The sequence below is a fragment of the Nitrospinaceae bacterium genome, assembly GCA_018669005.1.
Taxonomy (GTDB): Bacteria; UBA8248; UBA8248; order UBA8248; family UBA8248; genus UBA8248.
On the sequence record JABJAL010000030.1, the window covers coordinates 1 to 12,876 of the forward strand.

At 52.9% G+C, this 12,876-nt stretch carries 15 protein-coding genes and 1 tRNA gene; 8 read left to right on the forward strand and 8 right to left on the reverse strand.

The annotated features are described in order from the left end of the window. Positions 1-499: 499 nt before the first annotated feature. The 4 genes from HOJ95_04185 to HOJ95_04200 all read right to left on the reverse strand — a co-directional run bounded on the left by HOJ95_04185 (position 500) and on the right by HOJ95_04200 (position 3,694). A complete protein-coding gene (locus HOJ95_04185) occupies positions 500-1,375 on the reverse strand; it encodes a DMT family transporter (protein ID MBT6393881.1) in 876 nt (291 codons plus the stop codon). Positions 1,376-1,766: 391 nt separating this feature from the next. Further along, complete coding sequence (locus HOJ95_04190) at positions 1,767-2,966, reverse strand: MFS transporter (protein MBT6393882.1); 1,200 nt, start codon at positions 2,964-2,966, stop codon at positions 1,767-1,769. Positions 2,967-3,362: 396 nt separating this feature from the next. Further along, positions 3,363-3,438, reverse strand: a tRNA-Arg gene (locus HOJ95_04195). Between the two features lie 16 nt (positions 3,439-3,454). Further along, entirely contained in the window at positions 3,455-3,694 is a 240-nt protein-coding gene (locus HOJ95_04200; GenBank protein MBT6393883.1) for a CDGSH iron-sulfur domain-containing protein, read from the reverse strand. 144 nt (positions 3,695-3,838) lie between these two features. Here HOJ95_04200 and nth point away from each other — a divergent pair, with 144 nt between their 5' ends. Beyond that, positions 3,839-4,483: an endonuclease III gene (gene nth / locus HOJ95_04205; protein ID MBT6393884.1), complete on the forward strand. Its 645-nt coding sequence runs from the start codon at positions 3,839-3,841 to the stop codon at positions 4,481-4,483. 3 nt (positions 4,484-4,486) lie between these two features. Here nth and HOJ95_04210 read toward each other — a convergent pair whose 3' ends face one another. Together HOJ95_04210 and HOJ95_04215 are read right to left on the reverse strand one after the other, a co-directional pair. Beyond that, positions 4,487-6,202, reverse strand: coding sequence for a tetratricopeptide repeat protein (locus tag HOJ95_04210; protein MBT6393885.1), 1,716 nt, complete (start codon positions 6,200-6,202; stop codon positions 4,487-4,489). A gap of 302 nt (positions 6,203-6,504) precedes the next feature. Beyond that, complete coding sequence (locus HOJ95_04215; protein ID MBT6393886.1) at positions 6,505-7,347, reverse strand: hypothetical protein; 843 nt, start codon at positions 7,345-7,347, stop codon at positions 6,505-6,507. A gap of 213 nt (positions 7,348-7,560) precedes the next feature. Between HOJ95_04215 and HOJ95_04220 the strand changes: the two genes are divergently transcribed. Both HOJ95_04220 and HOJ95_04225 read left to right on the forward strand, forming a co-directional pair. After that, positions 7,561-8,565 carry an ABC transporter ATP-binding protein gene (locus HOJ95_04220; protein MBT6393887.1) on the forward strand — a complete coding sequence of 335 codons (1,005 nt, stop codon included), beginning with the start codon at positions 7,561-7,563 and terminating at the stop codon, positions 8,563-8,565. 14 nt (positions 8,566-8,579) lie between these two features. Beyond that, the gene (locus tag HOJ95_04225) at positions 8,580-9,044 is read left to right on the forward strand and encodes a RidA family protein (protein MBT6393888.1); all 465 of its coding nucleotides are present in this window, start codon (positions 8,580-8,582) and stop codon (positions 9,042-9,044) included. Here HOJ95_04225 and HOJ95_04230 read toward each other — a convergent pair. Continuing rightward, entirely contained in the window at positions 9,041-9,196 is a 156-nt protein-coding gene (locus tag HOJ95_04230) for a hypothetical protein (protein ID MBT6393889.1), read from the reverse strand. The two genes, HOJ95_04225 and HOJ95_04230, sit on opposite strands and share 4 nt — an antisense overlap. A gap of 420 nt (positions 9,197-9,616) precedes the next feature. Between HOJ95_04230 and HOJ95_04235 the strand changes: the two genes are divergently transcribed. Both HOJ95_04235 and HOJ95_04240 read left to right on the forward strand, forming a co-directional pair. Next, positions 9,617-9,871, forward strand: a complete 255-nt coding sequence (locus HOJ95_04235; protein MBT6393890.1) for a hypothetical protein — start codon at positions 9,617-9,619, stop codon at positions 9,869-9,871. A 51-nt stretch (positions 9,872-9,922) separates the two neighbouring features. Further along, complete coding sequence (locus HOJ95_04240; protein ID MBT6393891.1) at positions 9,923-10,276, forward strand: carboxymuconolactone decarboxylase family protein; 354 nt, start codon at positions 9,923-9,925, stop codon at positions 10,274-10,276. Between the two features lie 97 nt (positions 10,277-10,373). On the opposite strand, the gene HOJ95_04245 is transcribed toward HOJ95_04240, so the two are convergent. Then, on the reverse strand, positions 10,374-11,291 hold the full coding sequence (locus tag HOJ95_04245) for a diguanylate cyclase (GenBank protein MBT6393892.1): 918 nt from the start codon (positions 11,289-11,291) through the stop codon (positions 10,374-10,376). 189 nt (positions 11,292-11,480) lie between these two features. Between HOJ95_04245 and HOJ95_04250 the strand changes: the two genes are divergently transcribed. The 3 genes from HOJ95_04250 (at position 11,481) to HOJ95_04260 (ending at position 12,815) form a co-directional block, all read left to right on the forward strand. Beyond that, the gene (locus HOJ95_04250) at positions 11,481-11,867 is read left to right on the forward strand and encodes a cupin domain-containing protein (GenBank protein MBT6393893.1); all 387 of its coding nucleotides are present in this window, start codon (positions 11,481-11,483) and stop codon (positions 11,865-11,867) included. Positions 11,868-12,027: 160 nt separating this feature from the next. Then, complete coding sequence (locus HOJ95_04255; GenBank protein ID MBT6393894.1) at positions 12,028-12,342, forward strand: hypothetical protein; 315 nt, start codon at positions 12,028-12,030, stop codon at positions 12,340-12,342. Between the two features lie 188 nt (positions 12,343-12,530). Continuing rightward, complete coding sequence (locus HOJ95_04260) at positions 12,531-12,815, forward strand: hypothetical protein (GenBank protein ID MBT6393895.1); 285 nt, start codon at positions 12,531-12,533, stop codon at positions 12,813-12,815. Positions 12,816-12,876 lie beyond the last annotated feature (61 nt).

Below are 12,876 nucleotides of genomic sequence, written 5' to 3' on the forward strand. Positions count from 1 at the left end.
CCTGCCGTGTTAGCAAATTTCCGCTGGTTAAGCCCCAGAGACTCCCTCAACTCCCGAAGACGCTTTCCCATTTTTTGTTTTCTTTTCATCGATAAATTCTTCATCATCGACATTTCCCACATAGTTGATTCGGTGATTTCAGTATAGCGTGAAACGACCTTCTGTAAATGATCTGTTCTAAGCTCGCAGGTCCGATCCCTGTCCCGCCCACTAAATAAAATTAAAGGGTTGCGGTTATTCCGTACCCCTTTTTTCATGTTTGATTTTTGCTCTGTAACCTATGTGCAACTAGATCTCTTTTTTTGTGCGGAGTTCGGCGGCGCGGGACCTGACATCCTCATTTATAGTTCAGACGCGGGTAGCCAATATTCTTGGAGTACAGGCCGATATTTGGAGCACGAATTACATTTTAGGCGATATAAGGCCCTCTAAGCCATAGAATAACAACGTGTGTGGGCAGTCCTCACCTACTGGCCTCCTCAATGCCCAGCTATCTTCCTCATATCGATACGATAATCCAGGCCCCCATGACTGAGAGGATACCGCCAAAAATTACCCGCCGCGAAATGACCTCCTGTTTTCGGAAAAAAAGCCACGAGAAAAAAATGATGAGCAGCACCGAGAGGCGGTTTATCGGAATCACTTCGACGAGCTTTCCTGTTTTGATGGCGGACAGAAACAATACCCCGGCCATTGCGTTTGTAGCGCCCCCCAGCATGACAAAAATCGTCGGGCGGAGCTCCCAGGAGCGTGGGATTCCCTCCTTCGTGAAGGGGAGGAAGGCAAGAATTAGCACTAGCGCCGTTGAGGTGGATACAACCATGCCCACTGAGGCCGAGGGAAGCCAGAAGAAACCTAATTTCAAGAAAAAATGGGCGAGAGCCAGGCACAAAGCCACCGAGGCGGGAACAAGGTAGTAATGGTACGGAATGTTTTTGAGCGCCTTGCCGCCTTCGGAAACCAGGAGTATGGAGCCGAACAGGATCAAAAGGGTGCCCAGGCCCACCCCCCAGCTGAGGTCCTCTCCTAGGAAATACACTGCCATGATTGCGGACCAAATCAGGCTGGTTTGGATGATTACGGCGCCCCTGGCCAGCCCAACGAGGTTGATGGAAATGAAGCTCATATAGCGGGCGATGAGAGAGCTCGTGAATCCCACGGCTGCGAACCAGAGAACCCCCCTGAGCGGCCAGTTTTCCACGCGACCGGTGAGGAAATAGTAGCCCCATGAGAAAGCAGCAGTAACGAGAAGGGACATTAGGGTGGTCGCGGATGGACTCAGGGTGTTCAAGGCTCCTCGGTATAGGGTGCGGGCCGAGGCGATGAAAAGGGCACCTATCAGTGCTAATGTGTTGGGGTCTAGAAGTTCGAGCAAATAGTCCACCGATAGCAAAGGGAAGTGTAAAAACTCATTATCTCACGAAAATGGTGGAGAGGCGATGAGGAGCGGCTCACTGACCTGTCCCCCTCATGTCGGATCGTCCGAATGAGAGGATTTTGCTTGAGGGTGCCCCCCCCCCATTTCAAGCAAAGGAACTGAGAAGCACTACATAGGGAGTTTGCCGCTAACGATCAGTAAAAAAATGAAAATCGACCTATAGAAAACTTGGCTTGATTTAAGATCCCCTGCGATCCGAACTTTCTTTGGAGGATATTAGGGGGGATCAGATCGAACAAGAAAGTTGCTCAGGGTATCTGCAAACGCGACTGAAGGGGCGGTGTAGGTCGGTGCTGGTGTGTTGAGACTCCGGACTTCGCTCCCCCGCTCATGCGGCGCCCTCCGGTGCGGGGGTATTAAGATTTTCACTCATTCTGTGAAGAAAGAAAGCGATAACGCTCGCTAAGCCGAACAGCACGGCAAAGAAAAGAAACGAAAATCGCAGGCTCACGGCCTCGGCAATGAGTCCGCCGATGAGGGGCGATACCGTACTCGCCCCGGCATTGGTGGCATAAACGAGGCCGATGGCGCTGGCGCGCTTCCTTTCTTCCACAAGTTCGGTTCCCATGGCGAGCACCAGTATCGGCACCGGCGAGAGAAGAGCGCTCACAGCGACGATGGCGCATATCACGCCGACCGTCGTCGTCACCATCGAAATGGAAGCCATCGCCACCCCGCAGAGCATCGTCAAGACAAGGATGAACAACGTCTTGCTCCCCCTGTCCGACCAGCGGCCTACGATGATCGTCATCACCGTGCCCACGATGAAGTAAGAGGTGATGGCCCAGCCGATGCTCTGAGTGTCGAAGCCGAAATTTTGCGCCAGAAGAAGCGGGAGGAAGGTCATTAGGCCCCTAACCCCGGTGATGCGGAGGCTGGAGAGAGAGACCAGAAGCATCAAGGGTTTGTTCCTGATGAGGGAGCTCAGTGTCGCCTTCGCGGCCTGTTTCATCGGGCGCTCGTCGCGTTGAATGTCGTAGAATAAGCGCCAGACAATTATCGCCATGATCACCCCCGGAATCAGTGCCAAGTGGGCGGCCATACGCCAGCTGGAGAAATAGACCGTCACCCATCCCACGATGACAGGGGTGAGAGTGCTCCCGACATCGCTGCCGCCCGCGAAAATCGCCATGGTGAAGCCGCGCCGGTCGGGGCTCTCTCGGGTAATGAGCGCAATTGCCGGGGGGTGAAAGGCCGAGCATCCCAGCCCGCTGATAAAGACGAAAACCAGAAACACGCCGTATGTCGGGGAAAAGCCGAAGAGGAAAACGGGGAGGGATTGCACAAGGAGCGAGACGGTTAAAACTGTGCGCCATCGCCCGAGATAGTCGCCCAGAAATGAAATGGGGAATTGAAAAATACCGTTGGCAAAAGCATAAAGAGCCGTAATGATGCCGACTTCCACATAGTTCAGATTAAATTCCTTGGCGATGATCGGGATAATTGGCGTCAGGAAATGGATGTAGAATGAATTGACGCCGTGGCTCGCGGCAATGGCGGTAATCTTGATATTTTTCGCCGAATCCATTCAGGATGGCCCTCGGTGTTTGGATATGCCGCAGGGCAGAAGAGTTTTTTCTGAAATTATGCGGCTTTGCTGCCCCTTCCTGGTTTCTAAGCTATCAGCCTACCATTAGGCCGCGTTTCTCAATGGGGTTATTTAAGATTCAATCTATCACGGTGTACATGGCGAATTGTTAATTCACTATGTACAGGTCGGTGTGGTTGTATGGTGCAGGCGGAGGATTGTCTATGTCCTATTACTCTGGCCCCACATAGTTTGATTAGGAATTCGCCATGGACAGGCTATAAAGAAAGGAGGCCGCCATTTCTGGCGGCCCTACTTCATACCCACTTGCCTTACATTGACCTCACGAGATGTCTTCGAAATATAGGGTCAATCATGACAAGAGCTTATTCTAAATGGTGCGCGTGGCAGGAGTCGAACCTGCGACTTCCTGCTCCGGAGGCAGGCGCTCTATCCTCTGAGCTACACGCGCAAAATTTTAATATGCGCTAAAGATTTTTATGGGCCCCATCGCACAATGCGCCGTTAGCGGAATTTTTGCACCCGCAAAATTTATACGCCTCGCCCGCCGTGACGTCCATTATAACTGGCTTGAATTCACCTCCCTTGTGCGCACCGTCGCAAAACGGTTGCCGCGCACTTAGGCCGCAGGCGCACCAGGCAACCTTAGCGTCGACCGTGGCCGTGTAGTGGTAGGGTTTTTTCTGCGCTATCTTTGGCTCTGCCATGAATTTGTCTCCTTGTCCGGGCTATAGATCATTCACTCGAAGCGGGGCCGATTCTAGACCGAATCCCCAACGTTTGGAAAGATGCTCTGCCCAATATCGGCGAGCTGGGTAGAGGCATCCCCGAAGTGAAGAGGAAAGGATATCGTGCCGAAAGCATCGCCTCCCTCAGGGGTCTTGAAAATACTGGAGAAAACCTACGGAGAGGTGAAGTGCGAATTAAGATATGAAACTCCGCTACAGTTGCTCATTGCCACCATTCTCTCGGCCCAGTGTACCGACGTGAGGGTCAATAAGGTTGCGCCTGCGCTGTTTCGCCAATATCCGACGGCTGAAACATTTGCGGCCTCTCGACAAGGGGATATCGAGAAAATCATCTATTCTCTCGGATTCTATCGCCAGAAAACCAAATCTATTCGCTCCTGCTGCAAGGTCATCTCCGAGCGCCATGGCGGCCAAGTACCCCGGCAGATGGATGATTTGGTCCAGCTTGCTGGTGTCGGGCGGAAAACGGCGAATGTCGTCCTCAACGAGGCATTTGGTCTGCCAGCCATCGCGGTCGATACCCATGTTTTGAGGACAGGCGCCCGTCTCGGATGGATCGCCACTCGCGATCCGGTGAAGGCTGAATTTGAAATCATGGAGCGGGTGCCTAAAAAATGGTGGAGAAAGTTCTCTCTCCTCATGATTCACCATGGCAGGCAGTGTTGTAGAGCACGCGGGCCAGCCTGTGTCTCCTGCCCGGTGCTTAGGAAATGCCCTTGGGGTCTTGAAAAGGTGTCTGGTGATTAAGAATTAGTTGGTGCCTCGGGTCTTTCTCTTTGTGGTTAGCGTATCCGTGGATTTTTTTGCCGTTCGTTTCTTCGCCCGTCGTTTTTTTCGGGTAACTTTCTTTTTTCGCACCTTCGATTTCCGCGAGCCGGGCACCTTTATCCGCATGCCCACGTCGAGCATGCTGGGGTGCTCGATGACCGACCGGTTGAGCCCCATGAGCGTTTTGACGTTGGTTTTATAGCGGCGAGCCACCTTGGCCAGCGTGTCGCCGCGTTTTATCCGGTAGGTGTTTTTGGTGCTACGGCGTCGGCTTCTTTTTTTTCTGGCCGTCTTTTTTGTGCGTCTACGTTTTGATTTTTTTACGCGCCGCCGTTTTTTTGATTTGGATTTATTGACAGGGACTCGAATGTTTGTACCAGAATCGAGGATGGAGGGGTGCTCAATCCGGGTGGTGTTGAGGCCCATCAAAACGGCCACAGTCGTTCCGTAGCGCCGGGCGATTTTGGCGACGGTGTCTCTGGAACGAACCCGGTAAACGCCTGGGGTACCGGCTCTGAGCCGGACCTCGGTTTTCTCGATTTTTTTGGTTTCTCTTGCCTCGCGGCTGTTCTCGGAGGGGATGAATTCCTCTTTTGCCTCGCCGCCCTCCATTCGGGAACTACTCGAGGTTTTGGGCATCCTCCTACCAGGTAGTTCAGTGACGGATTTGGAATTTTTCTCTATGTCCGTTGATTCGATCTCTGCGGCCGGTTCGGCATCGGCGACCTGCGCCTCGGTCCTTTTCGTCTTTCGCTCCCTGACGTGGGTGAGGATGTTGTTGCTTTTCCCTTCCTTGAAATAAAATTCCTCGAGTCCATAACCAACGTTCACCGAGGCGGGGCTAATGGTGATGGCCTGGTCGAGTTCGCGTTGCGCTGCCTGGCTTTCTCCTTCGGTTTCGAGGATGGCCGATAGGAACACACGCGGCAGCGCCAGTTTCGAGTTCAATCGCAGTGTCATTTGAAGCGCCTGTTTGGCTTTTTGGCGCTCTCCGTGTTCTTGATACATGGCGCCGAGGAAAAAGTGTGGCTCGGCGAGGTCCGGGTCTGATTTAATGGAGCGCTTGAAGGATTCTTGGGCCTTGAGTCGCTCAAGGGTCGAGTATTGCAAAACGCCTAGGTTGTAGAGAGAAAGCGCGTCCCCAGGATCGATGCGAATTGCTTTTTTAAAAAATCCACGGGCTTTGGCCGGTTTTTTTTGCAGCCGGTTGATGATTCCGAGGTTGTAGTAGCCGTCCACGAAGTCGGGATCGCTTTTGATCGATCTTTGAAAAGAGTCAATCGCGGAGTTTGTTTGTTCTTGATGGTATGCGATGACACCCATGCGAAAGTTGGCTTCGGGATGACCGGAGCAAAGATCGAGTGCCTGCTTGAAGTACTGGACGGTTAGACGGCTTTCGTCGTTGAACTCATTTGCCTGCTTGACGATGTAATCTGCGCGCAGGCACCGCAAGCGGCTGAGTCTAGCTTCCTCGGCGGACATCTTTGTCCCCCGCCTGAGGGGGTCGATGTTCTCCCTTCGCAGGGGGGGGAGAGTTGTTTGGGTAATGTCGCCCGTTATTGGCGGCGGGGCGTCTCCGGGCGCGGGCGCAGCCTGACCGGCCCATATGGCGGAGGGCAAAGACAGCATTCCCGCTAGAAAATACGATAATACCCAGGATGTGCGGGGAGGGAGCCAAAGGCGGCAAACAAACGCCATGTCCATGCATTTCCCGCGGCGGAGAGAGACGCTGAAGAACTAATTGTTTTTATTGTATTTGTATAGTGCTGCCCGGCGCAAGGCCATAAATGGAAAAATACGTATTTTCCGTGAGTTTGAGCCTCTTTTTCAATATCTGAGCGTTTTTGGGGTTCGGGGTTGTTAAAGAGCGCCGCTAGCGGACATCGAAAATGTTCAAAACCATTGCCATCGGGGTCTAAATTGTCGGTGTGTGGCGGACTTGAACGCAGCTGGCATCCTGAGTGTGAGATGCATCTAGCCAGGAGTGATTTCCTTGGTAGCTAGGGTTTTTCCTCAATTTTTTCTCTGAGTCCAGGAAAGGTGGCGAGGACGCGCTTGAGCCCACTCCGAGCAAGCTGATCGCTGCGCTGCCATATGAAGCCGTTTGCAGCATAGCGGGGGAGCAGGAGCAGGTTGTCGAGCAGGTATATCTGCTCTTCGTTGAATGTGGCTTCCCATAGAATTTCGCCGTTTTTCGTGCTGACGAGATAGGCAGTATATGTGACGTGGGAGCCCTTATCGCCAGCGAAGGGGCCTCCCGAGCGGTTCCTGAATTTTGTGATGACTCCGGTGAGTACGGCATCAAGTGGCGGTTCATTGCCGACCTTGTCAGAGGACTTGGCCACCGTGTCAATTGTGATTTTCTTTTTGGGGGCCTCGATTCGGCCCTCAAAATATTCTCCGGGATAAACGATTTCGATGTTCGTCAGGTAGGGTTGAACTGTGGAAACGAATTTGTTGACCTTGTCCTTGAGCCAGGCGGAGTCGCTGGCCTGGTTTCGTATTCCCTCGCTCCGAGCCCCGTGCAGGCGAAACTCAAGTTCAATTTCATCGTCTTCAGTTGGGGGCGGGGGGTGGACCTCAAATCGGGCCGAGGGTTTGAGCCCCTCATAAAAAATATTTGCGATCTGGACGCCAGCTTTGTCTACCCCTGACTCGTTGCGGAAGGCGACCACCCCGATGCGCCTGAGACGGTGGGCGCTGATCTTTTGCGATGTTCGTGAAACGACCCCACTTGGCGCAGCGAAACTCGCTCCGATGTCGGCATTGCGCCCTCCACTGCAACCGACAACAGTGAGGCTGAGGGCTATAACGAGGGTAAAATATGCGCCTAGGCATTTCATTGGAATCATCTCCCTGGCAGCCGGTGGAATAGCGCCGACAACAACTTAATATGCCACCCGCCGGGGCGGGGGACAAGCGCGGGCTCGGGGGCCCAAAATCACTTGTATGGTCTATTAGACTTGGGAGGTAGACAGAGTGGGGCAGAGATTCATATAATCCAGTTACTATCTCAGTCTAATAACGGCAAGCCCTTAGCTTATAGGAGCAACCAGATGTCCCCTGCGCAGAACGGCGGCGGTGAAACCATTCTAGAACTTCGTGACCTTAAAACACACTTTCACACGCCCGATGGTGTTGTGAAGGCAGTAGACGGGGTTTCGTATTCACTCAAGGCAGGTGAGACACTAGGCGTGGTGGGCGAGTCGGGTTGTGGCAAGTCTGTCACTGCGCTCTCGATTCTGCGGCTCATTCCCACGCCGCCTGGTCGCATTTCCGGTGGTGGTATCCACTTCAAGGGTCAAGATTTGACTAAAATGAAGACGAATGATCTCAGGAAGATTCGGGGTAACGAGATTTCGATGATCTTCCAGGAGCCCATGACGAGTCTGAACCCGGTTTTCACCATTGGCTTTCAGATTGCCGAGGCCGTAATGCTCCATCAGGGGCTCTCAAAAAAAGATGCTCTCAACAAGTCGGCTGAGATGCTTGACCTCGTGGGAATCCCCTTGCCGTTCCAGCGGATTAAGGAGTATCCCCATCAGCTCTCGGGCGGTATGCGCCAGCGGGCGATGATCGCCATGGCACTTTCGTGCAATCCGAGCATCCTCCTGGCCGACGAGCCCACGACGGCGCTCGACGTGACGATCCAGGCCCAGATACTCGATTTGTTGTACAAACTTAAGGACGAACTTGGAACCGCCATTATCATGATCACCCACGACCTGGGCCTCATTGCCGAGACCTGCCAACGCGTTGTTGTTATGTATGCTGGCAAAATCGTCGAGGAGGCGCCGATCGACGAGATCTTTGCCAACCCACTTCACCCTTACACCATAGGACTCCTCAACTCAGTTCCCAAGCTACGCACTTCAACCACAGATACCGAAAAGGTTCGTCTTCAGGAGATCCCTGGCATCGTGCCGAGTCTCCACCGCCTGCCCACGGGCTGTTACTTCAACCCACGTTGCAACGAGGTGGTGGACAACTGCCGCCAGGCAGAGCCTGAGCTGAAGGAAGTGTCTCCGGGCCATTTCGTACGCTGCTTGTTAAGGGACTAAAGGATTTTTCCTGAATGAACCTTGAGGAGCGCCTCGGAGAACTTGGCCTTGAGTTGCCCCCAATGCCAGATGCCGTGGCAAACTATATTCCGGGTGTTTTGGTGGGTGAGGTGCTTTTTCTCTCGGGAACCATCGGTAAGATAAAGGACACGCTTCCTTTTCAGGGAAAGCTTGGTGCCGAGCTTACTGTCGAGGAGGGCTACGCGTCTGCCAGGCTGTGTACGCTGAATCATCTCACTATGGCAAAAGCTGTTCTTGGCGATCTTGACAGAATCGTGCGCGTCGTGCGTCTAGTTGGTTACGTCAATAGCGCACCGGGCTTCAATAAAGCCCCCTGGGTTGTCAACGGGGCCTCAGATCTTCTCGTCGAACTGCTGGGCGAGGAAAAAGGCCGCCATGCTCGGGCGGCCCTGAACGTCAATGAGCTTACCTTCGATGCTCCAGTCGAAACAGTACTTACCCTGCAGGTAGAGCCCTAGCCGATTGTCGGTCGATGGGAGCGGTAGTAGCCCACGTAATGCGCGGGCTGGCCGCCGACGAAATTGTAATATTCACTCTTGAACCACACCCGCGCTATGAAAATGAGCAGTATCGCGATTATTGGAATCATCGATACATCTGTTAGAAACATATTGCCTATCTCCTCAGTTCAGTCTTTTCATCTACCTAGAAAGCAGGAAAATGCTCTGCCCGCTCTAGTGTGTGAAATGGTTATTATAATAGTGATAGTAAAATCTTCACAATTAGTAAATATACTGATGATAATGAATATAGTAAATTTTATGGTTGAGCGCAAGGGAGTTCAGGATAGAAATATATTCAATTGGGATGTTTTTGGTAAGACGTGTTAAATCAGAAGTTTGAGGACGATATTGCGCCAGAATTTGGGGGTGGGCGCCTTTTTTAGTGCGACAAACCCTAGTAGAAATATAGGAGCAGTTTGAAATTGTTTTGCATGCTAAAGTTGAGTTATCCAAAATCGATTACATCCAAGCGGATGAATCTGTTCGACATCATTCCAGGATTTTTCTCATAAAAAGGGGGCAATTCCATGACAGCACGCGTAGAACTCATCGACCCGGCCACAGCCGAGGGGGAGCAGGCAAAATTTTTTGAGGCCACCGAGCGGTTCCGGGGCCGCATTCCCAACTCCGCTCGCGCCTGGGCGCACATTCCTCACATCGCCAAGCTTCAACTCGCCTTCACTGCCGCCCTCCAGCGCGAGGGCGCCGGCGGGGTGCTGACCTGCAAGATAAAAGAGATGTGCATCATAAAGACCAGCCAGATTAACACTTGTAACTACTGAATCACGCACAATACCGCGCTTGGTCAAGCTGCGGGAATTACCGACGATCAGATGGAAGCCATATCAGGGGACGACTATATGACTTCGCCCCACCTGAGCGCCCGCGAGCGGGCTGCTGTTCTTTGGGCCGAGCACGTCACCCTGAACACTGCCAAGGACCGCGATGATGTTTACGAGATCGTTCGCAAGGAGTTCTCCGATCCGGAGCTTGTTGAATTAACTGCAGCCACCGCTCTGTTTAACCTTTCGAACCGTGTGCAGGATTCGTTGCGCTTCCCCATTGAGGAGACCAGCGAGGTCAACAAGATAAAAACATCGGTCAGTATTGACCCGGCTAATCTGAAGGCTTATCTCCAGCGCGTCGTGGACGAATGGCCCGACGAGGTGCCCGTGCCAAAAGGGTGAAATGTTCCCGCAAGTAAGCAATTGAGATATGGAGGGGTTAGGTCTTTATTTGCGGGTGATGCGGTGTGTCTGTCGGGGTGCGTTGTCGGTAGGGTGGTTAGACTTTCACTAAGTTATGAACCTGATTTCGGCCGTTCTTTTTTGCCTTGTAGAGGCACTCATCGGCCAGGTTGATCAGGTCGCTTGCCCTTGAGTCCCTCTCGGGGGTCAATGTCGCCACGCCAGCACTTACCGTTACGTGAGAGGCCACATCTGAGTGTTCGTGCGGGATACCCAGCACGGCTACTTGAATGCGCATTTCGTTAGCAATGCCGACTGCGCCACTTGCATCGGTATCCGGCATTATGCAGGCGAACTCCTCGCCCCCATAGCGCGCCATCAAATCGGCGGGTCTTTTCAGGCTCGATGAGAGCGCCCTCGCCACTGAGCAGAGGCAATCATCGCCCAAGAGGTGGCCATAGTTATCATTGTAGCCTTTGAAAAAATCGATATCCGCCAGAATCAGTGAAATCGGAGATTTACTACGCACGGCGCGGGGCCATTCATTCTCGATATACTCATCGAATCGGCGCCGGTTCGAGATGCCGGTCAGCCCATCCTGGACTGCGAGGCGTGCGAGCTCATCGCGGTTTCGCTTGAACTCGACATGGTTTTTGAGTCGGGCCCTAAAGGTGAAGTAACTGAAGGGCTTAATGATGTAGTCAATCGCCCCGAGCCTGAGGCCCTTCCCCTCGCCCAACGAGTCATCTTTTGAGGTGATGAAGACGACAGATATGTTTTTCGTGTCGGGATCGTCTTTTATTTTTTCGCATACCTCGTAGCCGTCGATGTCGGGTAAGCCAATATCAAGAAGCACCAGATCGGGCTGGAAGCTTTTAGTGAGGCTCAAGCCAACCTCTCCGCGCTCGGTGACCGCAATTTCATATTCAGCTTCAAGCAGACGCGTCATGACCAGCGAGGTTTCTCGCGAGTCCTCGATAATTAGTATTTTCGGTTTCGTCACTTCAGTCGTCATAGCGCCTCGCTTAAGAGCGATGGATATAATTTGCCGTCAATAGGCGGAATATATCAATAAAAGGGCACGTTTCGAAAGCTTGGGAGTGAGGATTTCTCGGATAAGTTAACCAATTATTTTACAATATGATATTCTGGCCCACATACGAAAATACATTTTTCAGCACACCTCCTCATTTAAGGAGCCTCCATGCCTGTTTACCGCTTTGATGAGCTGCCCGATGTTCGCCACAACCCGGATCTTTCCACCGCTCATGGCCCGACGATAAAGGGCGAGCGCATTTTTTTTGGCCTGCGCACAAAAACGGCCGGCACAAGCTCGGACCCCCATCACCACCCGTGTGAGGAGTTTCTCTACATCATCTCGGGCCGCCTGCGCGCCACCATCGAGGGTGAAATCCACCACGCGGGGCCTGGCGAGGTATGCCACATTCTGCCCAATATTGCGCACCACACCGCCGCCGAGCCGGGCGCCGACCTTGTCTATCTCTATGTAAAAGACACCTCCTGGGGTCTAAAAGGTGTTCGCGCAGGCGAGGCGGCTGGGGACGAGCCGCCCGAGGATGAGGCGTATTAAATAGCGCGCCGCGTGCAGGGAAACCATTCGCTCATCGTCATGAGCGACCCCCTGGGGCCTAAAAGGTGTTCGCGCAGGCGAGGCGGCGGGGGACGAGCCGCCCGAGGATGAGGCGTATTAAATAGCGCGCTGGGCGAAGATTCTTGCCTTGAAATAAATTTTGAAAAATTTAAAGGTTCTCCCCCATCCCAACCTTCCCCCGGAGGGAGAAGGCGTTAAAGATTCCCTCTCCCCCTGGGAGAGGGGTAGGGTGAGGGCGCTCGGAATAAGAGCAAGGGCTTTGTCATTTTCCCGGGCATCAATCCCCCCCGTGTATGAAAACAGCGGCAATGGTGGTACATACGGGCTTGTATGGCGCGTTGATAAGCCAGCCGCAAAAATAAACAGATGCCCCGAAATTGAGGATTCAAAATGGCAAAAAGCAAGAATCAAAAAAATAAAAAACAAACAGACAAAAAACCGGCGTCAAATCTAAAGCAGCTCCTTGAGAACAAAAAATCGGCCGAGGTGGCCAAAAAACATACGCCCGCAGATAAAAAAGCCGCGGCCACGGCCATGACCCAGGCGCCCATCAAACGGGGCGGCGGCGGCGGGCGAAAAGCCAAATAAGACCCCGCCTTTGTCGAGCCTTGGCCTGACAAGATATTCGCGGGAGAGATGCCCATGCCCCGAAAACAAAACCCCAAAAGCATTTCAGCCCATGACGAGCAAATGCGCCTTTTGTGGGATGAGGTGGAAACCCTTCCCCCCGATGAAAAACAATGGCTAACGGCGCACGAAGTTTCTGAAATTGCGCCAGCCAAAAGCGTTTTACCCGCGCCGCCTCGCTATGCGTGCCGCTTTTTTTCTCATTTTAAATTAATGAGCCGGCTGGCAGGCGCGGCGAGGAAAATCTCCGAGGCCAATGACCGCGCCATGCAGCGCATCATCGAGGAAGGGCTTAAATAAGTAGCTCATCTTCTCGCTCACAAAAAAGAGCAAAGATTTTTTCTCTTGATATCGTATCCTC

Excerpts from the sequence above, each read along its gene's own strand:
- HOJ95_04215 (MBT6393886.1), bottom strand. The coding sequence starts at position 7,347 with ATGAAATGCCTAGGCGCATATTTTACCCTCGTTATAGCCCTCAGCCTC.
- HOJ95_04240 (MBT6393891.1), top strand. The coding sequence starts at position 9,923 with ATGGAAGCCATATCAGGGGACGACTATATGACTTCGCCCCACCTGAGC.
- HOJ95_04250 (MBT6393893.1), top strand. The coding sequence starts at position 11,481 with ATGCCTGTTTACCGCTTTGATGAGCTGCCCGATGTTCGCCACAACCCG.
- HOJ95_04230 (MBT6393889.1), bottom strand. The coding sequence starts at position 9,196 with ATGTTTCTAACAGATGTATCGATGATTCCAATAATCGCGATACTGCTC.
- HOJ95_04200 (MBT6393883.1), bottom strand. The coding sequence starts at position 3,694 with ATGGCAGAGCCAAAGATAGCGCAGAAAAAACCCTACCACTACACGGCC.
- HOJ95_04245 (MBT6393892.1), bottom strand. The coding sequence starts at position 11,291 with ATGACGACTGAAGTGACGAAACCGAAAATACTAATTATCGAGGACTCG.
- HOJ95_04260 (MBT6393895.1), top strand. The coding sequence starts at position 12,531 with ATGCCCCGAAAACAAAACCCCAAAAGCATTTCAGCCCATGACGAGCAA.
- HOJ95_04210 (MBT6393885.1), bottom strand. The coding sequence starts at position 6,202 with ATGGCGTTTGTTTGCCGCCTTTGGCTCCCTCCCCGCACATCCTGGGTA.
- HOJ95_04190 (MBT6393882.1), bottom strand. The coding sequence starts at position 2,966 with ATGGATTCGGCGAAAAATATCAAGATTACCGCCATTGCCGCGAGCCAC.
- HOJ95_04220 (MBT6393887.1), top strand. The coding sequence starts at position 7,561 with ATGTCCCCTGCGCAGAACGGCGGCGGTGAAACCATTCTAGAACTTCGT.
- HOJ95_04235 (MBT6393890.1), top strand. The coding sequence starts at position 9,617 with ATGACAGCACGCGTAGAACTCATCGACCCGGCCACAGCCGAGGGGGAG.
- HOJ95_04225 (MBT6393888.1), top strand. The coding sequence starts at position 8,580 with ATGAACCTTGAGGAGCGCCTCGGAGAACTTGGCCTTGAGTTGCCCCCA.